The sequence below is a fragment of the Thermostichus sp. MS-CIW-38 genome (assembly GCF_054058415.1).
This window is the reverse complement of the sequence record NZ_JBSSAH010000022.1, coordinates 1-25,358: the sequence shown is the minus strand read 5'-3', so window position 1 is coordinate 25,358 and position 25,358 is coordinate 1. Positions and strand designations below refer to the sequence as shown.

At 57.7% G+C, this 25,358-nt stretch carries 19 protein-coding genes and 2 pseudogenes; 11 read left to right on the top strand and 10 right to left on the bottom strand.

All coding sequences use genetic code 11. From position 1 onward, the window contains the following. Positions 1 to 600 precede the first annotated feature (600 nt). Positions 601 to 1,296, top strand: a complete 696-nt coding sequence (locus ACVWXZ_RS08860; RefSeq protein WP_457402882.1) for a DUF1614 domain-containing protein — start codon at positions 601 to 603, stop codon at positions 1,294 to 1,296. Here ACVWXZ_RS08860 and ACVWXZ_RS08855 read toward each other — a convergent pair. Continuing rightward, positions 1,293 to 3,467 (bottom strand): caspase family protein, encoded by a 2,175-nt coding sequence (locus ACVWXZ_RS08855; RefSeq protein WP_457439595.1) that lies wholly within the window; start codon positions 3,465 to 3,467, stop codon positions 1,293 to 1,295. The two genes, ACVWXZ_RS08860 and ACVWXZ_RS08855, sit on opposite strands and share 4 nt — an antisense overlap. A gap of 266 nt (positions 3,468 to 3,733) precedes the next feature. Beyond that, positions 3,734 to 4,573, bottom strand: a complete 840-nt coding sequence (locus ACVWXZ_RS08850; RefSeq protein WP_457441693.1) for a CPBP family intramembrane glutamic endopeptidase — start codon at positions 4,571 to 4,573, stop codon at positions 3,734 to 3,736. A 251-nt stretch (positions 4,574 to 4,824) separates the two neighbouring features. On the opposite strand from ACVWXZ_RS08850, the gene ACVWXZ_RS08845 reads away from it, so the two are divergent. Further along, positions 4,825 to 6,744: an ABC1 kinase family protein gene (locus ACVWXZ_RS08845; protein ID WP_011432269.1), complete on the top strand. Its 1,920-nt coding sequence runs from the start codon at positions 4,825 to 4,827 to the stop codon at positions 6,742 to 6,744. On the opposite strand, the gene ACVWXZ_RS08840 is transcribed toward ACVWXZ_RS08845, so the two are convergent. Beyond that, entirely contained in the window at positions 6,741 to 7,139 is a 399-nt protein-coding gene (locus ACVWXZ_RS08840) for a hypothetical protein (protein WP_414330450.1), read from the bottom strand. The genes ACVWXZ_RS08845 and ACVWXZ_RS08840 overlap by 4 nt on opposite strands. A gap of 509 nt (positions 7,140 to 7,648) precedes the next feature. On the opposite strand from ACVWXZ_RS08840, the gene ACVWXZ_RS08835 reads away from it, so the two are divergent. The 5 genes from ACVWXZ_RS08835 to ACVWXZ_RS08815 all read left to right on the top strand — a co-directional run bounded on the left by ACVWXZ_RS08835 (position 7,649) and on the right by ACVWXZ_RS08815 (position 13,014). Next, positions 7,649 to 8,542: a prephenate/arogenate dehydrogenase gene (locus ACVWXZ_RS08835; RefSeq protein WP_457439591.1), complete on the top strand. Its 894-nt coding sequence runs from the start codon at positions 7,649 to 7,651 to the stop codon at positions 8,540 to 8,542. An 80-nt stretch (positions 8,543 to 8,622) separates the two neighbouring features. Then, the gene (locus tag ACVWXZ_RS08830; RefSeq protein ID WP_457402875.1) at positions 8,623 to 9,372 is read left to right on the top strand and encodes a cytochrome c biogenesis protein CcdA; all 750 of its coding nucleotides are present in this window, start codon (positions 8,623 to 8,625) and stop codon (positions 9,370 to 9,372) included. 111 nt (positions 9,373 to 9,483) lie between these two features. Next, a complete protein-coding gene (locus ACVWXZ_RS08825; protein ID WP_457402873.1) occupies positions 9,484 to 10,854 on the top strand; it encodes a cytochrome c biogenesis protein in 1,371 nt (456 codons plus the stop codon). Between the two features lie 599 nt (positions 10,855 to 11,453). Further along, a complete protein-coding gene (locus ACVWXZ_RS08820) occupies positions 11,454 to 12,647 on the top strand; it encodes an RNA-guided endonuclease InsQ/TnpB family protein (RefSeq protein ID WP_457482408.1) in 1,194 nt (397 codons plus the stop codon). A 106-nt stretch (positions 12,648 to 12,753) separates the two neighbouring features. After that, the gene (locus ACVWXZ_RS08815) at positions 12,754 to 13,014 is read left to right on the top strand and encodes a ferredoxin-thioredoxin reductase variable chain (protein WP_414332109.1); all 261 of its coding nucleotides are present in this window, start codon (positions 12,754 to 12,756) and stop codon (positions 13,012 to 13,014) included. Here ACVWXZ_RS08815 and ACVWXZ_RS08810 read toward each other — a convergent pair. Further along, entirely contained in the window at positions 13,011 to 13,484 is a 474-nt protein-coding gene (locus ACVWXZ_RS08810; RefSeq protein ID WP_011432275.1) for a globin family protein, read from the bottom strand. The genes ACVWXZ_RS08815 and ACVWXZ_RS08810 overlap by 4 nt on opposite strands. Positions 13,485 to 13,744: 260 nt before the next feature. On the opposite strand from ACVWXZ_RS08810, the gene ftsH reads away from it, so the two are divergent. Beyond that, the gene (gene ftsH, locus ACVWXZ_RS08805) at positions 13,745 to 15,661 is read left to right on the top strand and encodes an ATP-dependent zinc metalloprotease FtsH (protein WP_414349995.1); all 1,917 of its coding nucleotides are present in this window, start codon (positions 13,745 to 13,747) and stop codon (positions 15,659 to 15,661) included. A gap of 103 nt (positions 15,662 to 15,764) precedes the next feature. Here the strand turns inward: ftsH and glgP are convergent, their stop codons facing one another. The 3 genes from glgP to ACVWXZ_RS08790 all read right to left on the bottom strand — a co-directional run bounded on the left by glgP (position 15,765) and on the right by ACVWXZ_RS08790 (position 20,391). Continuing rightward, positions 15,765 to 17,966, bottom strand: coding sequence for an alpha-glucan family phosphorylase (gene glgP / locus ACVWXZ_RS08800; protein ID WP_457482407.1), 2,202 nt, complete (start codon positions 17,964 to 17,966; stop codon positions 15,765 to 15,767). Positions 17,967 to 18,417: 451 nt separating this feature from the next. Then, positions 18,418 to 19,602 carry a SpoIID/LytB domain-containing protein gene (locus ACVWXZ_RS08795; RefSeq protein WP_457440891.1) on the bottom strand — a complete coding sequence of 395 codons (1,185 nt, stop codon included), beginning with the start codon at positions 19,600 to 19,602 and terminating at the stop codon, positions 18,418 to 18,420. Positions 19,603 to 19,875: 273 nt separating this feature from the next. Next, complete coding sequence (locus ACVWXZ_RS08790) at positions 19,876 to 20,391, bottom strand: nucleoside deaminase (RefSeq protein WP_457441691.1); 516 nt, start codon at positions 20,389 to 20,391, stop codon at positions 19,876 to 19,878. Between the two features lie 210 nt (positions 20,392 to 20,601). On the opposite strand from ACVWXZ_RS08790, the gene ACVWXZ_RS08785 reads away from it, so the two are divergent. Both ACVWXZ_RS08785 and ACVWXZ_RS08780 read left to right on the top strand, forming a co-directional pair. Next, positions 20,602 to 21,843, top strand: coding sequence for an HhoA/HhoB/HtrA family serine endopeptidase (locus tag ACVWXZ_RS08785; protein WP_457482406.1), 1,242 nt, complete (start codon positions 20,602 to 20,604; stop codon positions 21,841 to 21,843). Positions 21,844 to 21,909: 66 nt separating this feature from the next. After that, positions 21,910 to 23,514, top strand: coding sequence for a serine/threonine-protein kinase (locus tag ACVWXZ_RS08780; RefSeq protein ID WP_457402862.1), 1,605 nt, complete (start codon positions 21,910 to 21,912; stop codon positions 23,512 to 23,514). A 35-nt stretch (positions 23,515 to 23,549) separates the two neighbouring features. Here ACVWXZ_RS08780 and ACVWXZ_RS08775 read toward each other — a convergent pair whose 3' ends face one another. From ACVWXZ_RS08775 to ACVWXZ_RS08765, 3 genes and pseudogenes are all read right to left on the bottom strand, one after another. Continuing rightward, on the bottom strand, positions 23,550 to 23,891 hold the full coding sequence (locus ACVWXZ_RS08775; protein WP_414331053.1) for a hypothetical protein: 342 nt from the start codon (positions 23,889 to 23,891) through the stop codon (positions 23,550 to 23,552). After that, on the bottom strand, positions 23,869 to 24,678 hold the full coding sequence (locus tag ACVWXZ_RS08770) for a hypothetical protein (RefSeq protein WP_457402860.1): 810 nt from the start codon (positions 24,676 to 24,678) through the stop codon (positions 23,869 to 23,871). Before ACVWXZ_RS08770 ends, ACVWXZ_RS08775 begins: the two co-directional genes overlap by 23 nt. A 389-nt stretch (positions 24,679 to 25,067) precedes the next feature. After that, a pseudogene (locus ACVWXZ_RS08765) lies at positions 25,068 to 25,220 on the bottom strand (NAD(P)/FAD-dependent oxidoreductase); the annotation flags it as partial. A 61-nt stretch (positions 25,221 to 25,281) separates the two neighbouring features. Between ACVWXZ_RS08765 and ACVWXZ_RS08760 the strand changes: the two are divergent. Beyond that, positions 25,282 to 25,358: pseudogene (locus ACVWXZ_RS08760) on the top strand (IS5-like element ISSoc13 family transposase); the annotation flags it as partial.

The window sequence follows — 25,358 nt, the reverse complement described above, 5'->3', positions numbered from 1 at the left end:
GACCAATCTGGAAGCAGGCTTGGCGGGCCCGCTGTTGGGTCTAGTCTTGTGGGTATTGGTTGTTTTGCTGTGGTCTGTCCTGCTGGGGCTCGTTTGCCGCGCCTTGGGGAACGGCGTCCCTGCGACCAGAGTGGCTGTTGGGCTGGGATCCCTGGTGTGGCGGAGTCTCGCCAGCAGGCATCCCCCCATTCCCGTAGTAGCGGGCCATGCCTAGCCCAGGATCTGCAGCACCTCTGCCGGCCTGTCCTGTAGGGCTACATCTTCAGAGACTACCGCAAGTGGAACATTCATACTGAACAGTATCTGCGCGACCTTTGCTTCGAGACTGTTGAAGAATCTAATCACATCAAAATTCGGTTTTATGGAGATCCGCGCTATCAAATCGTTATGGCTAAAACTCCTGGCGACTGGAGGGCTGGCCGCAATATTTCAAGGACTCCGTCCCGCTAACGCGATCGGGATATTCGCAACCTCATTTTTGGCCTTTGAGATCCTGAAACGAATAAAGTTTAGTTGCAAACCTAACTTTCTCAGGGGGCACGCAGCTGAGAAAAGTTGAACCGAGTCCTGATAGGCTGAAGAAAAGTTGGGATCCCTGCCATGTTCTACCTGCCGGTCTCGCTGCTGTTGTTTTTCATGCTGGTGTTGCTGCTGCCTTTCCTCTGGCTGGGGCTGGCAGTGGATGTGGTGGCGCTGGCGGTGGGAAAGCTGGGGTTCTCGCGGGAGGGAGCGCTGTTACTGCTGCTGGCCATCCTGGTGGGCAGCTCGGTCAATATTCTCCTCTATCGGGTGAAATGCGAGGTGACGCTGGTAGAAGACCTAGCTAGCTTGTGGATGCGGCAGTTCTGGGGGATCCCTTTGACCAAGCTTTCCCAGGAGACGGTGATTGCCTTAAACGTGGGCGGGGGGCTGATCCCGGTGCTCTTGGCCCTATACCAATTTGGGCGGGCCGATAGCGTGCTGATCCTGGCGGTAACGGCGCTGGTAACCTTGGTCAGCTACTATGCTTCCCACGTGGTGCCCGGGAAAGGACTCCGTCCCGCTGGCGCGATCGGCATTCAGATGAATCCTCTAATTGCCCCAGCTACAGCAGCCTTGGCCGCTTTGTTCTGGGCTGGGGATCAGGCGCCAGCGGTGGCCTTTGCCGGCGGGGTTTTGGGTACCCTTATCGGGGCGGATCTCCTGCACTTGCCGGAGGTGTTGCGGCGCAATTGCTCAGGCATTCTCAGCATTGGCGGGGCCGGGGTTTTCGATGGTATTGCCCTCTGTGGCTTGTTTGCCCTGCTGCTGAGCTAAACCAGCAAATAGGTAAGGGAAAGGGTGATGGATTGGGCGGGATCCAGCCAACGCAAGTCGGGATCCCCTTCGGAGGCACGCTGAGTCAACTCCTCGAGGAGCGTTTGCGTCCATTCCAGCGGCCCATTGAGCAACATCGGCGAACGGGCTACCCCCAGTTTGCGGGCCATAGCCTTGAGGGCTTCCAAGCTGGCGGACAGGGGGCGGGTGCTGGCCACAAACAACAGCTCCGTCAGCCCTTGGGCATGACAGGTGAGCAAGTCAGAGCTCACAGCAGAGCGCAGCTCGCCATCGACCTCCGGCAAGGGTGGCAAAGTTAAACTGCTCTTGGCTTCCAAGCGAAGAGGTGTGGTGAAGTTGTCCTGAGGCAGGGGGGCCAGCAGGTGCAGTTGTCCGGTCGGGTCGATCAGCAACAGGTAGCCGAACAGATGCTGATCGCTGTTGTTGCAAAGGGTGAGATGCAAGGGATCCCCTCGCGTAAACCGCTGCATACCCACCTCAGCAGGAGCGGAAGTTGCGGACTGGACAAGGCGTGCCGCCAACGAGGGAGCTAAGGACTCCGTCCCGCTGGCGCGATTGGCAGCTCTACCTTTGACAGCCAACTCCGCCACCACCGCCAAGGAAGAGGAAACCGCATTGAGAGTGGTGCGCAAACGTTTGGCAGCCAGCAGATGGGCAAGACGGGGAGCTAACCGCTGGACGGCCATTGCTGCGGCTTCTCCTGCCGGGCCACAAGAATTCAGGAGCAATTCTCGCCCCGGCCAGAACAGGCTGTAGCTGTTCACTTCCAGAGGCTTGAGCAGGGTGTCCGACCGTTCGCGCCAGCGGGACGGAGTCCTAAAAGCAGCGGCCATTTCCGGGGTGATGCGGCCCAACAAACAGTCCACCTGTCGCTCGCGGGGGTTGGCCGTTTCCATCCAGCTATAGCCGGCAATGGCATTGGTCAGATCCACCTTTTCAATGCGGCCCAGGTTCTCCTCTAGGCCAACCAAAAGCTTGAGCGTGCTGGAGAGGCCGCGCAGCTGCTCCCGCAAAGGTGTGCCCACAGGGGGAAGCTGCCCTTCCGGACTGGCCATCTGAACCTGAGCCAACAGCCCACTGCGAGAACGCATGAGCAGCGGCGTCGGCGAAGAGGCGGAAGGATCGGCGGGAATGGGAACCAAAAGAGTACCCGGCTGCAAACCACACAGGGCCGCCGATGGGATCCCGCCTAACCACACCTGAGCCCGATTCCCCTTCACTTCTTGGACTACCCCGCTCACCCCTGCCTGCGTGGGCGCAAGAAAATAGGGGTGGATGTGTCGAGCAGTGTCTTTGCCTTCCAAGGTGGGGCGTTGGCAGGCGAATAGGCCCAGCTCTCGCCGGCTAACCACTTGGTTAAAGGCCACCAGCAGACGAGTGGCAGGCGTGGTTTCCCACAGGTACTGCGTCAGCAGATAGGTGAGTACCCCAGCATAGAATCCTGGCCAAGCGGCTTCTGCTGCCAAGTCTTGCGGGGTGGTGGCCGAAATCAGCAAGCCCTTGGGCGGAGACGGCCAAACCCGCTGCGGCTCCGATCGCGCCAGCGGGACGGAGTCCTTGGAGTCCGAGATCGCGGCTGGGGGACGGGAACGCAGTTGCAAGTTGCCTCGCACCGACGGCGAGACATAGGTAAAGCCACAGTCCAGAAGGGTGGTGATCTGGGCAGTGCCCAAGCCTTCCAAAAGCCGGAAAAAGCTGTCTAGCTCCATTGCTGCCACTCCCTCAGAGCCAGACAACAGCAGCACCGGCTGCCAACAGTTGGGCGCGGATCCCAGCCGCCACTGGCCATAGCCGCTAAACTGCACCACTACCGTTTCAGCCGTGTGACCTTGACCCCCCAAGTGCTCTGCAAAGGCCGATTGGATCCCAGCCGGCGTGGCTGCCCCATCGGTAAGGGTGAGAATGTCTGCCGGGTCAAAACCAAAGCGATAGAGGAGTAGCTCCCGCTGCAACTCCACATCTGTCAAACACCCTTGTAGCGCGGATCCCTCGCCAAGGTAGCGGTTAATACCGATGAGAACAGCCAGCTTGCGGGAGCCAGCCGCCAAAGCTTGCCCATATCGCTTAGCCCGGCCCCTCAACCAGCCAGGGGATAGGCCAAGACCGGCAGCAACCAGGAGGAGTTTTTGCAGAAAAGACCGCCTTTCCATGTTGACCCTCTGGGCTGACCCCCGGCCCAACGACTACCCCATCGGCCAGCGAGCCACAGCTAAACTTTGCACTGGAATCTGTTGCTGCCTATTTCAGGATATCCCCATCCACACAGCTTTTTCCCGAGATCGAGTGACAGTTTTTGGCGTTTTCTTTGCATTCCTTATCAATCAAACCTCCGCTACTTCCCATGGGGATCCCACGGCAGCGCTCTTCTGTCAGACAAGTCCGTCAGACAGGAGGGAAAGTGTGAGGAAGTCAATACTCAGCGGTTCAGGAAATAGGGCAAGCAAGCCCCACGCTCCGGCCAATGGAAGCGGACGAAGGGAACCAAAATGAACCCAGCTATCCCCAGACAGAACAGGCCAAAGTAGAGGTGGAAAGCCCCGACTGGATCAGCTGGTTCCATCCTTCCCCCTCCTAGGGATCCCAGCGCTAAAGCCAAGAGATTGTTCAAGGCATGAGCCAAGACAGGCAAGGTCAGGGAGCGGGTCTGCAGGTAGAACAGGCCCATCACCAGGCCGAACACCGTCAACCCGACGGGGTTGGGGTGCAGCAGGCCAAATACCCCAGAAGAAGCCAGCAGACCTCTGGAGAGGCCCCACTTGAGGCCCCAGCGGTGTAGCAAGATGCCGCGAAACAGCCACTCCTCCGTTATGGGGGCCACCACCCCAATCGAGAGCCAGCGCAACCCCTGATACACCTGCGGCCAGGCCATTTCTCCATCCTCTTCCCCCAGTGAGTGCAGCATCGACTCCGCCAGCTCCGGCGCAGGCAGGGATACCAGGTAGAGCATCAACAAAGTTGTGCCCAGGGAGAGCACCAGCAAAGCCGGCACCACCCGCAGCAGGGATCCCCAAGGAATAGCAGCCCGCCAGTTGCCCCACAGCCGTCTCATCTGCAGATGGGCTTGCTGCCCCCGTCGCCAGCTCCAGATACAGGTGAGGACAAATGTAGCGCAATAGACAAAGTCGGCCAGCAGAGGATCGTCAGATGGGAGATGAAACAGCTGGGCCAAGGCGATGGCTCCCAAGCCTACCCCCAGGTTGATCACCAAGAAGGCCAACAGCACGTGGCGCGCCTTAAGGGCTGCAAATCCGGTCACACTCGGCTCGGCAGGCCGTAGAGGGGGAGATCCAGACACAGAGGCAGAGAGCGCAGTTTTCCCATTTTAGGTTTGGCGGGGATCCCCAGAGGTGGGCTGCTGTCAACTCCTCGGGGAGAAGACTGAAGATCCTTATTCCGAAGGTTCGTCCCGCCTTTTCAAACCCAATCGCGCAGGCTGGTGGCTGTCTCCGAGGGTCGCCAGGCTGAGCCAGCAAGTTAAGATGTGTTACGGAATCCGTTGGGGCATCTATGGGCGCAACACCGGTAGTGACAATAGCAGCGAGGCAGGATGGCTTGGGTTCTGGGGCTGTCTCCATCCCTCCGGCAGATCTGGGGGTGGTTCCTGAGCCAAGCTTGCGTTACGACCCAGAGCAGTTGGCCAAGCAATATCGAGGGCGCTGGGATCTGGTGGTGCGGCGCCTGTTTCAGTTGATCACCCCCTTTTTGGGCTTGTTGGCCTGGGTGTTTTGGGATCGCTGGCGGGGAGTAGAACTGAAGAATCGCCCGAAACATGCGGCCCGGCTACGGGAGATCCTCACGGAATTGGGGCCGACAGCCATCAAAATCGGCCAAGCCCTCTCCACCCGTCCCGATCTGGTTTCGCCCCTGTTTCTGGAGGAGCTGGCCAAACTGCAGGATGAGCTGCCCCCCTTCGAGAATGCCATTGCTTTTGCCCTCATCGAGTCGGAGATCGGCAAACCCATAGACAAAATCTTTCGAGAGATCAGCCCTGAACCGATTGCCGCCGCCAGCTTGGGGCAAGTGTACCAGGCCTACTTGCACAGCGGGGAGAAAGTCGCCGTCAAGGTGCAGCGGCCCGACTTGATTGGGCGCATCTCTCTCGACATGTATATTGTCCGCAGCCTGGCCGCCTGGGCCAAACGCACTTTCCGCCGCATCCGCAGCGACCTGGTGGGCATCGTCGATGAGTTTGCCGGGCGCCTTTACGAAGAGATGGACTACACGCAGGAGGGCCGCAATGCCGAGCGGTTCCTGGCGCTGTACCGTCACCCCTCCATCTACGCTCCCAAAATTTACTGGGAGTACACCCGCACCAAGGTGCTGACGATGGAGTGGATTGATGGCATCAAGCTGACTCAGGTTGACAAAATCGCTGCTGCGGGGCTGGATGGGCGACACCTGATCGAGATCGGTGTCAATTGCTCCCTCAAGCAGCTTTTGGAAAATGGCTTTTTCCACGCCGATCCCCACCCGGGCAACCTCTTGGCCATGTACGACGGGCGGCTGGCCTATATCGATTTCGGCATGATGAGCACCATCGCGCCCCATCAGCGCTACGGCCTGATCAAGGCGATTGTGCATTTGGTAAACCGAGACTTTGCCGGGCTGGCCCAAGACTACGTGGACTTGGAGTTCCTGGATCCAGATACCGACCTGACTCCCATCATCCCTGCTCTGGAAGCTGTCTTCGCCGAAGCGATGGGCAAATCGGTCTCCGAACTGAATTTCAAGAGCATCACCGATCGGCTCTCGGGGGTGATGTACGACTTTCCCTTTCGAGTTCCCGCCTACTACGCCTTGATCATCCGCTCTTTGCTCACCCTGGAAGGGATCGCCATCGGCCTGGATCCCAACTTTAAGGTGTTGAGCGTGGCCTATCCCTACGTGGCTCAGCGCCTGCTCACCGACCCGGCCCCGGAGCTGCGCGTATCCCTGCGGGAGCTGCTGTTTAACCAGGGGCAATTTCGCTGGAACCGCCTGGAGAACCTGCTGCGCAACGCCGTCAACAGCGAGGATTTTGATCTACAGGGATCCCTGGAAAAGGCCGTTGATTTTATCTTTTCTGAGCGGGGCGCTTTCCTGCGGGAGCGCCTAGTGGATGTGCTCTTTTCCAGCTCGGGATCCCAGGGTGGCTCAGATGGCTTGGCTCATTTGCAGCGTCTGTGGGAACTCCTCAGCAGCAACCCGAGCTTTCAGCCGCTGCAGCTTCTGCCGATTGTTGCCAAGGTGGCTGCCAAACCGGAAGCTCAACAACTGGGCCGTCAATTGGCCTCCCGCTGGTTGCAACGCTCGGCAGCCCGCCTCATCCGCGACCTGCTGTTGCCGGATACAGAAAAGCCCAGTTCACCCTCTTCCCTCAACGGGCGTGGCGGGATCCCTGGGCCAGCAACCTCTGCTTCTACCGCTCAACTTCCCCTTCCGGCCTAGCTCAGGTGCTCTTGGGGGGCAGTATCGCTGTTGGGGTTAACAGAGGCCAGAGCCAGCGTAATCCACTCGGAAAATTCATCGCGGCGGAAAACCTGGGGGCGGGAGCGGGGGCCAAAACGCAGCAGGCTGGGCATGCCGTGCTCCTTGAGTCGAGACTGTAGCCAGGTGCCCACACCGGTTTTGCCATCGTTGGGCATTTCGGTTTGGAAGTCACTGTACATCAATAACAACTGGCTGCGAGATTGGAGCACCGCATTCTCTTGAATTAACTTCGGCAAGGAGAGATGGGTGGCTGAAACTGCCCCTTTGCTCCCTTTGGCCGATTCACGACGACGGTCGCGCGGGCGCGGGTTAGTGCTTTCACGGCTCTTGCGGGTTTTGGGTTCACTAGGCATAGAATCTCCTAAACGACAGAGTGCTCCCCAACGGGGGTTAAAGCGGGAACTCGCAGGCCAAAAGCCGAGCCCGCTGTGAAAGTGGCTCGATGGGTACAGTTCTGGAGAATCGCTGAGAAGAGGGACACCTGCTCTTGAGTAAGCGAAGAAGAACTGCGCTGAGCCGGCACGAAAGGCTGGGATCCCTTCGGCGCAACAGCAGTCCACAGCGGGCCGAGCTCCTGCCAATACATCCAAGGCCTGCCCTTGTTTTTCCTGTCGGAGGCCAGTTTGGCTACCACGAATCCGCAGGGCAAGCAAGCCCGGATGTTACCCCTATATTGACTTAAAAATGGACAAGTGGACAGTCCCTGGCCGAGAATTTAGCTGCTGCGGCGGGAGCTTCGGAAGGAACTAGGCTTGCCCGCCGGTGGCGAGTATCGCTGAGCTACGGGAGCGGCCTCCTACTACACCTGGAAGCGGTTGTTGGTGGTGTCCAAAAAGGAGTTTCACTGGCTTACTGAGATACTATGCGCATTGCCATTGTCGGGTTGGGGTTGATCGGCGGATCCCTGGCCCTCAAACTGACCGAAAAGGGATATCCCGTCTGGGGGATAAGCCGCAACCCGGCCACCTGCAAACAGGCTCTGGAACGGGGTGCTGTCCAAGGCTGTGGAACCGAGTTGGCCCAGTTGGCTCGCTTTGATCCGCAAATGGTGCTGATCTGTACCCCTCTGGAGCAGGTGTTGGCCACGCTAGCCGCCCTGTTGCCTTATTTGTCGGCAGAAACCGTGGTGAGCGATGTCGGCTCGGTTAAGCAGCCCATCGTTGCTCCGGCAACCGAATTGTGGCCCTGGTTTGTGGGGGGGCACCCCATGGCCGGCAAAAGCCTGCAAGGGATCCAAGCGGCAGAAGCTGACTTGTTTCGGGGGCGGCCCTACGTGCTCACTCCCATCGCCGAGACCCAACCTCAGGCTCTCGATGCAATGAAAGAGCTGGTTGTTGCCATTGGCGCAGAAGCTGTCCTCACGGATCCCGCCCGCCATGACCGAGCGGTGGCCTGGATCAGCCATTTGCCAGTTATGGTCAGCGCCAGTTTGATCGCAGCGGTTAGCCAAGAAGGGGATCCCGCGATTCTGGAATTGGCCCGCACTTTGGCCAGCAGCGGATTCCGCGATACCAGCCGTGTTGGCGGAGGGATCCCGCAATTGGGTTTGGAGATGGCCCGCCACAACCGGCAGGCGCTGCTGACTGCCCTGAGCAGCTACCAAGCTCAGCTGCGACAGATAGAGCAGTTGATCGATGGCGAAAGGTGGGACGAATTGCTCCTGGTGCTGCAACGAGCTCAACAGGAATGGCAGCAGTTCCCCGTCAACCATCCTCGCGGAATTCCTCACAACCTGCGCGGTGGGAATGGACAGTAGACGTACTCCCCCAAGACTGGGGATCCCAGGGGGGCGGGGGAGTTCATGCTACCTTGAGCTTATGTGGACAGATCGAGCTTATGTTGAGCACGGCTCAGCTTTGGCTTTACCAACTGGAACAATGGGCAACTGAGCTGGTTCAGTTTCAACTGCAGCACCTTTCTCCCGTTAGTCTGTTGGTGGTGGGTCTGGCGGGCTTGCTCACCAGTCTTTCCCCCTGCACGCTGTCTATGCTGCCGGTGACCATCGCCTACATCGGCGGCTACACCCCCGCTTCTGAGGAAACGGCTGGGGAAGGGCGGCTGCAGGTCTGGGCTCAATCCCTGGGTTTTGCGGCTGGCATGGCTTTTACCCTGACCCTGCTGGGTTTGTCGGCAGCTTTGCTGGGTCGCGTTTACGGACAAACGGGATCCTTTGGGCCCACTGTGGCGGGGGGAATTGCCATCTTGATGGGGCTGAACTTGTTGGAGGTGCTCCCCCTGCGTTTTCCCGATGGGTTTAACCGCCTCGAGATCCCCGGGAAATGGCCCAGGTTAGGCCGGGCAGTGTTGCTGGGGTTAACCTTTGGCCTGGTGGCCTCTCCCTGCAGTACGCCGGTTTTGGTGGCTTTGCTGGCTTGGGTTTCCACCACAGGGCAGCCATGGGTAGGGGGTGGGCTGTTGCTGGCTTACGGGCTGGGGTTGGCCTTTCCCCTGCTCCTGGCGGGGGTGTTTACCGGAGCGGTGAAGCAACTGTTGGCCTTGCGGCGCTGGTCGGGCTGGCTCACCTACGCCAGTGGGGTGATGTTGGTGGGGTTCGGCAGCGTAACAATCTTGTCGGCTTGGGCCTAAGGGATCCCTGCTTCTGCAGGCTAAGATGGGGCTACACCTACAGCACCCTGTTGGGGACTGCACCTTGCCTGGCAAGAGCAGCGGTCTGAATCTTGAGCCGACAAACTTCTCATGGTCATATACTCTCTCCCGCTTGCCCGCTGGGTTTCCTCGCTGCGGCGGTACTTTCGTCATGAGCTGCTGCCGCTGCTGGCGGATCTGCGCCTGGCCATTGGCCTTTTGTTGGCGATTGCGGTTTTGAGCGCCACCGGCACGGTAATTGAGCAAGAGGAAACAGCGGCTTTTTATCAAGCCCACTATCCGGAGCATCCGGCCCTGTTTGGCTTTCTCACGTGGCGGGTGATCCTGAACTTGGGATTGGATCACGTCTACCGCACCCCTTGGTTTCTGGCCATTTTGATCCTGTTCGGCAGCAGCCTTATCGCCTGTTCCTTTACGCGCCAGTGGCCAATGCTCAAGGTGGCTCGCCGTTGGAGCTATCTCACCCGTCCGCAGTCTTTTCAGCGCCTGCCCTTTTGGACGTATCTGCCCCAACAATCCTTACAAGGGCTGCCGCAGCAGTTGCGTCGACAGGGCTATCTGGTGTTTCAGGAGGGCCATTACCTCTACGCCCGCAAGGGGTTAATCGGCAGGATCGGCCCCATCTTGGTGCATGTCAGCATGCTGCTGATCTTGCTGGGGGCGATTTGGGGCAGCATTAGCGGCTTCAAGGCCCAAGAACTCATTCCCAGCGGCGGCGTGGCTTCTATTCAACACTTGACCGGAGCAGGGGATCTGGCTCGCGCTCACTTGCCCACCTGGCAAATTCGGGCCAATCGCTTCTGGATTGACTACGCTGCCGATGGCCGTGTCAAGCAGTTTTATTCCGACCTCTCGATCTTGGATCAGGGTCAGGAGGTTAAACGTCAGACCATTTCCGTCAACCATCCTCTCTCCTACCGGGGTGTGACCCTTTACCAAGCCGATTGGAGCATCGACAGCATCCGCATCCGCATCAACAATAGCCCCTCTTTTCAAATCCCGGTGGTGCCGGTGCGCACCGAGGCAGGCAACAAACTCTGGGGCGCTTTTGTGCCCACCCAGCCGGACATGAGCCAGGGCCTCACGCTGCTGCTGCCGGATTTGCAGGGGACAGCCCTGCTCTACGACACTGAAGGGCAATGGATGGGATCCCTGCGCCAAGGCATGAGCTTGGCCCTCGACGAGGTCGCTCCCCAACGCTTCCCCAACCCCCTCACTCTGTATCTGGATGAGGTGATCGGCGCTACCGGACTGCAAATTAAATCCGATCCAGGGATCCCTGCGGTGTATCTCGGATTTGGCCTGTTGATGGTGGGGGTGGTGATGAGCTACTTCAGCTACAGCCAAATCTGGGCTTTGCAAACGGAGACGGGGCTCTACTTGGGGGGCAAAACCAACCGGGCCTTGGTCACCTTCGAGCGAGAATTCGACCGCTTGGTGGAGCATGACTCTAGTCAATAATAAGCTCAACTATACTGAAAATAATAATAATGTATAATATGTTCAGTACGGATTACTACCAGTTGATCTTTCTGTTTACTTTCGAGTCTGCCAACATGGTAGCCAAAGCAAAGCAGAAAATTGGTAGTAAGACGACACGGAAACTGCGCTTTGGGTATTCTACTCAAAGCTTTGCGGGATACCGCCATTCTGTTTGGAAACAAACAGAATGCTATCGCTGCATAGTTGAACAGTGATGTTCAGCAGTGTTCAGCGTAAATGTATCAGCAACAAAAGGTCGCCTTCTCTCTTTCCCAGATCCCGGTGGAAGCTGAGATTGGCTAGACGCAGCTTTTTCCGGCGAAACCAGCCTCCTGCCCAATAGGGATCCCATCTATACAACCCAGGGATCCAGTGAGCGGCGCTGTTGGCTCCAGAGGGATCCCATTGGTTGAGACGGGCTTTCTCTGGGTTGACTTTGAGGGGATGTTCTGGGGCTTCCCAACATGAAGATGACCCTGAGGAAAATACAAACTACTGTTTCAGCTAGAAATCGCAGGAGCCCCGCACTGTACCCGTAGGGTCAGTGTCGGGAGGAATGCGGAAGTTATGATAGAACCATGACCCAAGTCCTGACCATATCCTGTAAGCTCAAGGTGTCCCCGTCGCAAGCCGCCAAATTGGACGCGACGATGGATGCCTTTGTACAGGCATTGAACTGGGTCAACCAAAACACACCAGAAAAAGTAGTCAACGCAGTCAAACTCCAATCCCTTTGCTACTACGAGATTCGAGCCCGGTTTGGCTTGTCCAGTAACTTGGCTCAACAGGTGTGCAGACGGGTAGCGGGTTCCCGCAAAGTGGCTAAGCAGAAAAAGCGTCCCGTCAAGGAGTTTAAGAGCGGCTTTGTTACCTACGACGCCCGTATCTTTTCGTTCCGTCAAAAAGACTGGACGGTGTCGCTGACCACGGTGGAAGGGCGAGAGCGCTTTGAACTAGCCATTGGCAACTACCAGCGTGGGATGCTGGCTGGTTCCAACCCCAAATCGGCCACCCTAGTCCAGCGGAAGGACGGCTCCTACTACATCCAGATTTGCGTAGAGAAAAACCCGCCCAAGCAACAAGATACCGACAAGGTGATCGGGGTGGACTTGGGCAGGACGGATATCGCCCATACGTCAGAGGGGGACAATTGGAATGGACAGCAGTTGAATCGAGTCCGCGACCACTACTCCAAGCTGAGGGCGGTACTCCAACGTAAAGCCAGTAAGGGCACCCGCAGTTCGCGGCGCAGATGCCGTCAACTGTTGCAACGGCTGTCTGGCAAGGAAAGACGCTTTCAGGCGTGGGTCAATCATCGCATCTCCAAAGCTATTGTCTCTAGGGCAAAGGCGACAAACAGCGCTATTGCTCTGGAAGACTTGACAGGGATCCGGGAAAGGGTCAATCAACAGCCACGCAGCAAAGCCGAACGGCGCAGGGCCAACAGTTGGGCGTTTTATCAACTCCGTCAATTTCTGGAATACAAGGCTCTGCGTGCGGGGGTTGCTCTGATTCTTGTTCCGCCTGCCTACACGTCGCAGACCTGCCACCGGTGTTTGCACATTCATCCCGACCCTGCGCAATCCTATCGCAGTGGAAAGAAGTTTAAGTGTGGGCACTGTGGATGGGAAGGGGATGCGGATTTGAATGGTGCGAATGTGATTGCGCTTTTGGGGGCTGCTGTAAACCAGCCTAGAGGTTCGTGGTTGGCTTGCCAACTGCAGGGCTACCGAAAGCCCGCCCCGTACTGCGAAGCAGTCAGGGTCGGGTAGTTTACTTTCCACATACTTCTCCACATCTCGAAGGTTTGCTTAGAGATTGAGCTAGAGTGTTTCCAGTGGGTTCCTGTGGTGGGCCGCCTTGTTAGGAGGGCAAGACATGAAAGTTGGAGATCGGGTGCGGGTGCGTACCAGCGTGATTGTCTATCACCACCCGGAACATCGCAATCAACCTTTTGACCTCAAAGGCATGGAAGGGGAGCTGAAGGCCGTGCTTCGGGATTGGAATGGCCGCCCGATCAGCGCCAACTTTCCCTTTCAGGTGCAGTTTGACAACAAGTTCCGTGCGCATCTCCAAGCTGATGAGCTGGAGGTGGTTGAGCCGGCCAACTCTGAAGAGCCCGCCGGGACGGCGGCCTAGTTAAGGCCCAACAGCGTGCGGTTGGTTTCCAGAATTGGCCTGATCAACTTGGTTTCTTCGGGGGTGAGGTAATTGGCTATCACTTCTTGTAGGAAGCGATAGGTGGCCTCGCAACTGCGTTGGGTGCGGAAGGCCCGCATTAAGGTCTGGAACCAGTAGAGAAATCGATCTTTGTAGCGTTGCTCATCGTCCAGGAGCATGGCCAAAGCCGAAAGGCGCAGAACCCGAACGGTGTCAGCTTTCCACTTGTTGCTAAAGTCTTCCACCCCTCGCATGAGCAAGTAGGGATCCAGCGCGCGCATTTTCATCTCCACATCCCGGATGATCTGGGCTTCCGCCGCCTGGATCTTGCGATAGGCGCTCAGGCGAAGGTCAAAGGAGGCTAGGTAGGTCTCCATGAACTGCAGCTCCTCATCCCTGAGATACCGTCCGTCGGCAGCGATGCTCAGTTCGCGCAGTTGAGTCAGCATAGGGATCCCTGGGCAAGCTGGAATGAGAATGGAAAAAACACCACCTGTTCTGACTGACGGTCCAGCCTTGGTCTCTCAATCCTATCCCCAAACTCCCGGCCAGAAGAGGGGAATTGCAGGGATCCCCGGCAACCCTCTCAGTCAGGTTAATATTAATTAACAGTCTGTTGCTGCAAGAACCCACTCGACCCCAGATTGTTACCCACAAGTCGCCATCTGCGAGTTCGATTCAAAAACACCCTTTGGGAGGAAACACTTCCGTGAGTCAGAAAGGTAAAAACAAGAAATGGAGAAGCGCGGGGTTATATGCGCTACTGGCCATCGTCTTGATCTCTTTAGCCACCACCTTCTTGGGTACCCGCCCGGCTGAGCGTTTGGAGATCAGCTACTCCGACCTAATCAGCCGCGTCGAACGGGGCGAGGTCAGCAAAGTTTTGGTGGAGACGGCCCCGGATGGTCGCCAAGTTGCCATTGCCGAGGCAGAAATCAACAACCGCGCCACCCAAGTGCAGGTGAATCTGCCCCCCCTTACCCCCGAGTTTGAGAACACCCTGGTTGCCAACGGGGTGGAGCTGGCCGTGCGTCCTGTCCAAGAGGAGGGGCTACTTGGGCGCATTCTCAGCACCTTCTTCCTGCCGGTTTTGCTCTTGCTGGGGCTCTTTTTCCTGCTGCGGCGGGCTCAAAATGGCCCAGGCAGCCAAGCTCTCAACTTCGGCAAATCCAGGGCACGGGTGCAGATGGAGCCGAAAACCCAGATTACCTTCAACGATGTGGCCGGCATCGATCAGGCCAAGCTGGAGCTGGCAGAGGTGGTGGATTTCCTGAAAAATTCAGAGCGCTTCACCGCTTTGGGAGCCAAGATTCCCCGCGGGGTGCTGCTGGTGGGCCCGCCCGGCACCGGTAAGACCCTGTTGGCCCGCGCCGTAGCCGGAGAAGCAGGTGTGCCCTTTTTCTCCATCTCTGGCTCTGAGTTTGTGGAGATGTTTGTCGGGGTCGGCGCTTCTCGCGTGCGGGATCTGTTCGAGCAGGCCAAGCAAAATGCTCCCTGCATCGTCTTCATCGATGAAATTGATGCAGTCGGTCGCCAGCGGGGAGCTGGCTTGGGAGGTGGCAACGACGAACGGGAGCAGACCCTGAACCAGTTGCTCACCGAGATGGACGGTTTTGAGGGCAACTCCGGCATCATCGTCATTGCGGCCACCAACCGACCGGATGTGCTGGATGCGGCGCTGCTACGGCCTGGCCGGTTCGATCGCCAAGTTACGGTGGATCGCCCCGATTTTCAGGGCCGGCTAGAAATCCTCAAGGTGCATGCCCGCGGCAAAACCCTGTCTGCGGATGTGGATTTGGAGAAGTTGGCCCGCCGTACTCCTGGGTTTACCGGCGCCGACTTGGCCAACCTCCTGAACGAAGCAGCCATTCTGGCAGCCCGCCGCAACCTCACCGAGATCTCCATGGACGAGATCAACGACGCGGTGGATCGGGTGTTGGCCGGCCCAGAGAAGAAGGATCGGCTGATGAGCGAACGGCGCAAGGAGTTGGTGGCCTACCATGAGGCGGGCCATGCCCTGGTGGGATCCCTCTTGCCCAACTACGATCCCATCCAAAAAGTGACGATCATCCCCCGGGGACAAGCAGGTGGCCTCACCTGGTTCATGCCCAGCGATGACGACATGGGACTAACCACCCGTGCCCATCTGAAGAACATGATGACCGTTGCCTTGGGTGGGCGTGTGGCCGAAGAAGTGGTCTACGGAGAGTCGGAGATCACCACGGGGGCAGCCAGCGACCTGCAACAGGTGGCCCGCATCGCCCGCAACATGGTGACCCGCTTCGGTATGAGCGATCGCCTGGGAAATGTAGCCCTAGGTCGCCAGTACACCAACATTTTCCTGGGCCGGGAAATCGCCGCAGAACGGGATTTCTCGGAGGAAACAGCGGCCCTCATTGACGAAGAGGTGCGGCGGCTGGTGAACGAGGCCTACCAACGGGCCACCTACTTGATTCGGGAAAACCGTGCCCTCTTGGATCGGATCGCCCGTCGTTTGGTGGAGGCCGAAACCATCGATGGGGAAGAGCTGCAGGCCATCATCGACAACTCTGAGGTGGTGATGCTGCCCCCCGAAGAGGAGCCAGAGCCGCTGACTCTGCCTATGGCCGTCAACGCCAGCGCCTAGTCTCTTTTCCCCAAGCGCAAACCCGGGATCCCTGCTTTTCCTCTTGAGGAGAGAGGGATCCCAATGTTTTGTATGATTTGCGCTGGGAGAGGGGGAGTCCACCCTAGCCGGCAACAGCCGAACCCAACAAAGTCCGGCTCGCCTCTGCTTCCAGGGGCTGAGGCTCGTAGATTTTCAGCACGTACTCCGCTACCATGCGGTCGGTGTTGAAAACGGGGTTGAGCGTGCGGATCGCCTCCTTCATGCGGGCAATCCAGCGGCGCGGGATCCCTTTCTCGTCCCGGTCGTAGAACATGGGGATCACCTCATACTCCAACAAGTCGTAGAGGGAGTTGGCGTCCAAGTCGTCTTGGGCAGCGGGATCCAGACCTTCGATTTCTTGGCCAATAGCCCAGCCATTGCGACCGTTGTAACCCTCCGGCCACCAGCCATCCAGCACCGACAAATTCAATCCCCCGCTGAAGCCCACCTTTTGTCCTGAGGTGCCGGAGGCCTCCAGAGGGCGTCGCGGGTTGTTCAGCCACACATCGACCCCCTGCACCAAATTGCGAGCGACATAGGCATCGTAATTTTCGATGAAGGCGACTCGGTTGGCCACCTCAGGCCGGTTGGACCATTCCACCACCCGCTGGATCAGGCGCTTGCCCCCTTCATCCCGGGGATGGGCCTTGCCGGCGAAGATAATCTGCACAGGGTACTCTTTGTTGGTGAAGATGCGGGTAATTCGCTCCAGATTTCGCAGGATCAAATCTCCTCGCTTGTAGGTGCTGAAGCGGCGGGCAAACCCAATCGTCAAGACCTTGGGATCCAGCAACTGGTTGACCGCTTGGATGCGCTCATTGCTTTCGCCGCGATTGCGCCGGGCCCGCAACACCCGGTGACGGGTAAAAGACACCAGCCGCTCCCGCAGAGCCTCTTTGCGCCGCCACAGTTCTTCATCTGGGATCTCTTCCACCTTGGCCCACAGTTCCGGGTCTGACACCCGCTCCGGCCAATCGGGGCCCAAGTACTGGTCGTAGAGGTTCCAAAAAAGAGGGGAAACCCAGGTACGGGCGTGAACCCCATTGGTAATGGAGCTGATGGGCACCTCATCCACCGATCGCTCGGGGTAGAGCACACGCCACATTTCGCGAGAAACCCGTCCGTGGAGCTTGCTTACGCCATTGGCCGCCCGCGCGTACCGCAAAGCCAGCACCGTCATGTTAAAGCGCTCCCAGGGATCCCCGGTGCGCCGAGCTCCCAAGGCCAAAAATTGTTCCCGCGTCAGGCCCAGTTGAGGCCAGAAGGAGGCAAAGAACGCATCCATCTCATTGGGGCTAAAGGCATCGTGGCCAGCCGGCACCGGTGTATGGGTGGTAAACACACATTTTTCCCGCACCTTGGCCTCCGCCGTCTCGAAGGGGGTGCCCCGCGCCACCTCCTCCCGCAGCAACTCCAGCGTTAGGAAAGCAGCGTGCCCTTCATTCATGTGATAGACCATGGGATCCAAACCCAACTGGCGCAGCAGACGCACCCCACCGATGCCTAGAATGCACTCTTGGGCGATGCGGGTATCGGTGCTGCCCCCGTAGAGGTGGGCGGTAATCCAGCGGTCGATGGGGTCGTTCTCCGGCAGGTCGGTGTCCAGCAGAAAAAGAGGTACCCGGCCCACGTCCGCCCGCCAGGCCCGCGCCTTCACCAACCGCTGCCGCATCGCCACTTCCACCAACAGAGGGCTGCCATCCGGCTGGCGCACCAGAGTCAACGGCAGAGACTCAAACTCAGAGTCTTCGTAAAGCTCCCCCTGCCAGCCATTGTTGTCCAGGCGCTGTTGGAAGTAGCCCTGACGGTAGAGCAACCCGATGGCCACCAGGGGCACCCCCAAATCTGAAGCCGACTTGAGGTGATCGGCGGCCAACATACCCAGCCCGCCAGAGTAGGTGGGCAAAGACTCGTGCAAGCCGTATTCGGCACAGAAATAGGCAATAGGACGCTGCCAGTCGTAGGTTTTCATGGTGCGCTTGGCCCAGGTATCCTCAGCCGTCATGTACTGCCGATAGGACTGCACCATCCGGTTCAACGTGTTGAGGTAGTTCACATCGGTGGCCAAGGCTGCCAACCGCAAGTAGGAAACCTCCTCCAGCATGCGCACCGGGTTGTGGGAGGTTTTTTCCCACAGGGCGGGATCCATTTCCCGGAAAATGGTGAGGTGATCGGGGTTCCAGGTCCACCAATAGTTGCGGGCGATCTCGCACAGGGGCGTGAGCGCTTCCGGCAGCACCGGACAACGTTCGGGAAAAGCAGGAGCTAAGGTGGCAATGGACATAGGACAGATACCTGGGGTTAAAGTTATGGGCTCGAAAAAGAAGAGGTAGAGGTCGATGCTGGTAAACGTATCTCAATTATTATTGAGCCGATCCTGAGGATTCTGAGGGGGGAATTCAAGATCTCTACAAAATCTTCAGGGGACGTAACCCAAATTTTCCAGGGCTTCTCCCGATCTTGCCACAGCAGCGCGGAGCCTTCAAAAACAGGGGTCGCAGGCAGGCCAGCTTTCGATTCCGGCAGAAGCTGCCCGTCTAGAAGCTGCCCGTCTATCGTAAGAGATGGTGCAACATTAGAGTTAACTCAAAGTTAACAAAATCTACAGAACCCCAACGAACCCTTGGGGAACCCCTCCGGTTCAATTAAAATGCTGCTTCTCATAAGCTCTTAAAAACTGCAGCTACTTTTGCTACCAATCGATTATTTTGTTGGCTTCTCCTTGAAGTTGAGCCTTAACGTCCTTCCACCACTGCCAGACTGGTGTTGCGGTAGTAGTGGCTGAGGATCTGTTGGTAAGAGTAGTTTTGGCTGGCCAGGGCGGCAGCTCCCCACTGGCTCATGCCCACCCCGTGCCCGTAGCCGCGCCCCTGAATCTCAAAGAAAGCCGGGAATGTCCCTGCCACAGGAGCCAGGCTGGCCGTAGTGGTGGCCTCCCCGCGCGGGCTAATGGCAATCTTTGTGCTGCGCAACCCAAGAGCCCGACGAAAATCGCCGGCATTGAGATCTTTGATCCCTTGGGATCCCGTCAAGCGCACCGTGATTGCCCGTCCCCACGGGGAGCTGCGCAGTACCTCCACAGAACGAATGGCACCGATCCCGGCAGCCAATTGCTGAATCTGTTGGGCAGGAACGGTGGCCGTCCAGCTAAACACCGGTGAGTGCTGATCGAAATCCGGCACCCCCTGTAAGTAGGGCCGCGACTCTAACCAGACATTGCCTGCATCATCCGTATGTCCCCCCGCAGAGGAGTGGAAAACCGCATTGATCAACTGCCCCTGGTGGATGAGAACCTGCCCGGCGGTCTCACGGGCAGCCGCTTGGGTACGGCTGGATTCGGCAGCCACTCCCTTGTAAACCTGCCAATCAATCCCGTTTCCTAAGTCAAAAGGCTGCTGGGAACGGCGACTGCGGTGGTAGAGGGCATAGGTGCGGGAGGCCACGGCTTGGGCTTTGAGAGCCTCCATGGGAAAACGGTGTCCCATCTCGCTGCCCACCACGCTGGAAACGTAGTCTTCCAAGCCAACTTGGTTGATGGCAATCACCCCGCGCTCGCCAGGGATCAGCTCCACCCAGCCGCGGTACCAATTCTGGTCAATAAACACCAACCCATCGGGGACAGTGGGCTGCAGGTAAAGACGTTCTCCCTGTTGGCCAGCCAAACTGACTGCTGAACCCGAACGGCTGGCCTGCAGCGGTTGCATGGCCTGAACCTCTGCCAGGGGTTGTCCCTGGGCATTCAACAGGCGGGCTCCAGTAGAGCTGCCGATCGTGACCTGAGACTTGTTGACGGCAACAGCCACCCGCAGCAGCACCCGTGCTTGCACCGGAAAGGTCAAGCACAGCCAAGCCCAAACCAGAAGGGCAATACTCCTAAGCCAAGCTGATGGGAGAGGAGAAAAGGAGAGGGCAATAGTCACACACCAATCCTCTGTGAAAGACTACCCGCCGCTGGGCATAGCCAGCGAGGGATCCCAGACAAGTCGGGTTTTGAGAATCCAGGCATAGGGCCGACGCACCCTCAACAACCCAAGCGGCCACCGTTGGGCTCAAGAGATCCCGCACTCGGAAAGCCTTTTTTGAGGCTGGTGCGGGATCCCGGGCAAGGGCCAGCCGAACCCGTTATGACAGTATCAAAAACATCCTGCAGATGCACGACTTCAACCCAGAATTTTCCGCCCCCAGTCTCTCGGTCAGGATTCAGCCGGCTCAGAGGGGATCCCGCGGCGGCGGCAAAACCACTGCTGCAATAGGCGTCGACACTCGACCTCGCAAACTCCGCCGATGATCTCCGGGCAATGGAAGCTGGCGGCAGAAGCTGGCAAATTGAGTACACTGCGCAAAGCCCCGGCCTTGGGATCATCGGCGCCGTAGATTACCTGGGCCAGCCGCGATTGGCTGATGGCCCCGGCACACATGGGGCAAGGCTCAAGCGTGACGTACAGCCGACAGCCCCGCAGTTGCCAATCTCCCAGCCGTTGCCCTGCCTGCCGTAGGGCCAGAATCTCCGCATGGGCCGTGGGATCCCGATCCCGTTCCCGCCGGTTGCTGCTCAGGGCCAACAGCTCTTCCCCTGGCCCGACCACCAGAGCGGCCACCGGAACCTCTCCGGCTTCTCCCGCTTGCTCAGCTTCTCGCAAGGCCAACTGCATCCAGGCGCGGTGGCGCTGCCACAGATCCCACCCTTGCGGCTCGGAGGAATGGAGCATACTCGGATCCCCGATCATTTTGGGCGTTTCGAGCACTGCCTCTGTCCGCAAGATTTGCTAGGGTAAGCACACATACCCCGAACATCCAAAAGTAAAGAGTAGGAATAGATAGAATAGACCAGGAGTGAACTGGGTCTTGATGGCGTAAGTCGGGGGAGCGGGTTCACGCCTTTTGAGTCTTGGCGATACGGCTTAGCTTTGGGAGGGAGCATGGCGCGGATTCTACGGCATACACTTTTGGCGATGGCTCTGTTTGGTGGAGGCGTCGCAGGTGGGGTCTGGCTATCGTCTCGAGCGGGGCAGGAGTGGTTACAGCAAACTCCCCTGGTCACTTGGACGCGACGGGCCAGTGAGGGAGTGGAATCCCTTTTGCCCTGGTCTGAGCCCCGCCCTGAGGCTGCGAATTCTGCTCCTCCCGCCGATGCTGTCCGGCCTTCCAATTTTATTGCTGCAGTCGCCCAAAAGGTCGGCCCAGCGGTGGTGCGCATCGATGCCACCCGCACTGTGTCGAGGGGGGTCAACCCAGAACTGTTCAACCAGCCCCTGTTTCGCCGCTTCTTTGGAAATCAGATACCGCAGTTGCCGCAGGAGTTTCAGCAGGAGGGCACCGGATCGGGCTTTATCATCGACGCCAGTGGCCTGATCCTCACCAACGCCCATGTGGTGGAAGGTAGCGAGCGGGTCAGGGTTCACCTGCTGGATGGGCGCACCTTTGAAGGAGAGGTGAAGGGCTCAGATCCGGTTACCGATATCGCAGTGATCAAAATTGAGGGGGAGAATCTGCCCACGGTTACCCTGGGTAACTCTGACTTGGTGCGACCGGGGGATTGGGCCATCGCCATTGGCAACCCGCTAGGCCTAGACAATACCGTGACTGCCGGGATCATCAGTGCTGTTGGGCGCTCCTCCGGGCAAATTGGGGCTGTCAACAAGCGGGTGACTTTCCTGCAAACGGATGCGGCCATTAACCCCGGCAACTCGGGCGGCCCGTTGCTGGATGCGGAAGGGCGTGTGATTGGGGTGAATACGGCCATCTTCCAGCGAGCTCAGAGCGTCGGCTTTTCCATCCCCATCAACCGCGCCATGGAAATTGCCGAGCAATTGATCCGGAATGGTCGGGTAGAGCACGCTTTCTTGGGCATTCGCATGATCACCCTCAACCCTGACATTGTGGCGCGCCTCAACCGCGACCCCGCTCGCCCCACCACGCTGACAGTGGAAGAAGGGGTCTTGATCGGGCAGGTGATTTCGGGATCCCCAGCTGAGCAAATCGGCTTGCAGGAAGGGGATGTGATCATCGAGGTCGATGGGCAGGCCATCCGCGATGCCGAGCAGGTGCAGCAGTTGGTGGAAGCCGCCGGGGTGGGCAATACGCTGACGCTGCGGGTCATCCGAAATGGACAGGCACGCACCTTCCAGGTGAAGACGGGAGTGCTGCCCGTAGACTTCTAAGCAGTTTTATGTGCCGTCAATTTACTGATCCCCGTGACACAATGGCCCTAGAGGCGGGGGTCAGGTATGGCTTGGGCAGTTGGTGAACAATTGCAAGGGGGACGCTACCGCATCGAGGCCGTTTTGGGGGAGGGGGGTTTCGGCATCACCTACCGGGCCTGGGATAGCGTTCGTGCTGACCAGGTGGTTATCAAAGTTTTGAACGACAGCCTTCGTGAGGATCCCGACTATCCCCACTTCCAGCAGAACTTCATGAATGAGGCGCTGCAACTGGCCCGCTGCCGCCACCCCCATGTGGTGAAGGTGGAAGAAGTGATCTGGGAGCAGGAGCGCTGGTGTATTGTGATGGAGTACATCCGCGGCCAGACTCTGCACCAGCTTCTGCGGCAAAAAGGGCCGTTGCCCCTGCCGGAAGCCCTGCGCCTGACGCGGGAGGTGGGATCTGCCCTGATGGCCTTGCACGAACAGGGGATCCTGCATCGGGATGTGAAGCCATCCAACATCATGGTGCGGGAGGGATCCCAGCAGGCGGTGTTGATCGACTTTGGCCTAGCTCGCGGCTACACCCAAGGTCTGATCCAACGCCACACCTCCTACGGCACCGATGGCTATGCTCCTCTAGAGCAATACGACAGCTTGCGCCGCCGCGGCGCCTTCACCGATGTCTACGCCTTGGCAGCAACCCTCTACACGGCGCTGACGGGGATGGTGCCTATGTGTGCGCCAGTGCGGGCCACAGGCCGCCAGTTGGATACCCCTCGCAGCCTTAACCCCAACATTCCCGAGGTTGTGGAGGCTGCCATTCTCAAAGGGATGGCTCTCCACCCAGAAGAGCGCCCGCAAACCATGGCCGAGTGGCTGGCACTGTTACCGGCAGAAGCCTCTCAACAAGGGAGGAAGCCGGTTGCTTTTGAGCCAGCCATCCGCACCCAAGAGCTGAGGGAGCTGGAGCAGATCTTGGCCCAGCCTCCACAACCCCAAGACGAGCTGGAACAGCTCCTGTCCCGGCACTCGGCGGAAGAGCTAGAGCAACTGGTGGCACCTCCCACCCCTGCCACTGCCAAAAAAGCTGGAAGAGAAGAGGGATCCGGATCCCTGATTTTTCCTGAGGTCTGTCCAGAGGAGAGAGGGAAGGGGGGATCCCTGCCCGGAACTCTCTCTTGGCCAGAGTGGGTGGGGGAAGCAGCCCCTGCCTTGCAAGGTCTGTGGGATCGGCTGCGAGCGGGGCAGTGGGGGGAGGCGGATCGCTGGACGACAGCCCTGATGCTGAAGCTTGCTGGGCGCTCGCAAGTGGGCTTTTTTGATCCCAAGGATGTTCAGGCCTTCCCCTGCCCCATGCTGCGGCTGATTGACCAACTGTGGGTGCGGGCCAGCCATGGGCGCTTTGGCTTTAGCGTTCAAAAGCAACTGTGGCAAGGATGCGACCCCGGAGGAACCTCAATAGGCAGATCGCGATCCTTCTCCGCCTTGCCCCGCGAAGAGTGTATGGGGGAAGCCGTGGGTTGGCGGATCCAAGGTCGCTGGCTGGGGTACGGCGAGCTCAAAACCAGCCTGGATGCACCGCCAGGACATCTGCCTGTCGGCTTTTTTTGGGGCTACTCGGGTGGCTTGCGCTCGGCGCTGCTGACGCTGGATCGAGTGGTGCTGAAAAAGCTAAAAGCCTGTTTCTAAAAAACCTGGCTTGAAATGACTAAAATGGGTAGCCATCAATTCTTGAAAGGGGAGATGCTCTTTTCTTGTGGGTTTTCGCGAATAGCTAGACCCAAGTGAATCAATGCCGTCTCAACGGTATTGACCTGCTCTGCTAAAGTTTTCCACCCTCTTGCCTTTAAGCCATAACATTTGCCAAAGTAAGCTCGAGCTGCTGCAAAGGAAGCAAAGGTTTTTTTAAGAGTCGCTACGGTCCAGGGCTTGGCATTCAGCCGCAGCCAATTTCGTTGACCTTGCTGCTGTTGCTCGGTGATGAGTTGGTCTGTCAAGCTAACAAGCTCAGCATAGTTGCGCCGCGAGGTCGCGATTGCCGTTTCAAGACTCTCGATGAGACCCATGGTTGTTCTCCTGAGGCAACTTCCCTTGATAAGACTCCTGTTCTTTCTCCTGAAGCAACTTTCTAGAACCGGCAGAGAGCAAGTTGGTTTCAAAAACAGACTTGATGTTGTTCAGGTAACTTTGCAATAAGCTCTTAACCCATAGGATGGGAATTTGGTTTACCGCATTCTGAAGCTGGTCGAAGAGATGCTTGAGCTGCTTCAGAGCTACGATAGCATGACCGAGAACTTCTTGCGCTTGAAGCTGCTCTTCCACAAGCTCTCTCATTCTGTTGGCTAGCCGCTGATTCTCAAGTTCTTTCTCGGTGAGCAAACTAAGAGCTGCTTCCTCAGTCTCGACTATTTTAAATTCAAGTTTTTGGTTCTGCTCTTCCAGAAACTCAATCTGCTTAGTTAGTAAATCCGCCTCAACCCTAAAGCTAACACCTCTATTCGCTGGAAAGCTAATAAGTAGGTCGCTGTACTCTTGCTCTTGAAGCTGCAGCTCTCTGAGTACAGGCTCTGCTAGTTCGGATAAGACTTTGTGAGCTAATCCTACTTTCAAAGTATCTCCGCCGCCGTGTCCGGGAATAGGAATTCTTAAATCACCCCGAACAGCCTGCGTGCTATGTCTGGCACGTCGCTGAACAATTTCCCAGCCCCACTCTTTTGCTTGACGCAAAATATCCCGTTTTCGCCAATTCCTTGGAGCCTGAATAATGGCTTGGATATTTCTCTGCTGCTCTATAATTTCATTAATTTCATTTCGCCTCTTGATGAGATACCCTAGCTCTTCTTCGTCGGACATATGATAACATCCTTAGATGAGACTTTCACACTTAGCCTATCCGGTCTTTACGGAGACTAGGGGAAAGTTATGCGGCAAAGCCTTACATCTCAAAAAACATTGATACTAAGAAATATTTTGTAGCTTTGTCCGCGATCTTCCTCAGTAATTCCCAGGACAATCTAGAGGCAGTCAGACTTGGTTCTGCTTGCGAAAAAGGGTGAGTGGCTGGGGTTGGGGAGCTTACAGCCGGCTTGGAAGGGCCAAAAATCACCTGCCGGTGGGCTGTTCCGCGAATACTCAGGCGGCCTGCGCACGGCGCTGCCGATGCTGAAAAGGCTAAAAGCCTGCCTCTAAAAAAACTCCCCTCTCCCAGAGGAGAGGGGTCAGGGGCGAGGGATCCAAGAGCCTTAGTAGCGATGCACCAACTTGTTGATGGGCTTGAAGATGTCTGCCTCAAACTTTTTGCCCTTGAGCATGCGGTTCCAATAGAGCCAGGGTAATAGATGCACCTTGGCTAGGTACATGGAGTAGCGCTCCCGCGTTGGGTCCAGGGGGAAGGAGGGAGCTAGGTCGTGTTGATCTTATGTTAGGATAGAGAGAATAATTTATAGAGGAAAGAGGATGAAGTTGGTTTTTTTAGATGAAAACAAATGGCAGAAGATATTGGCTTTTTTACAGACAGAAGAGAGAGTTAACAT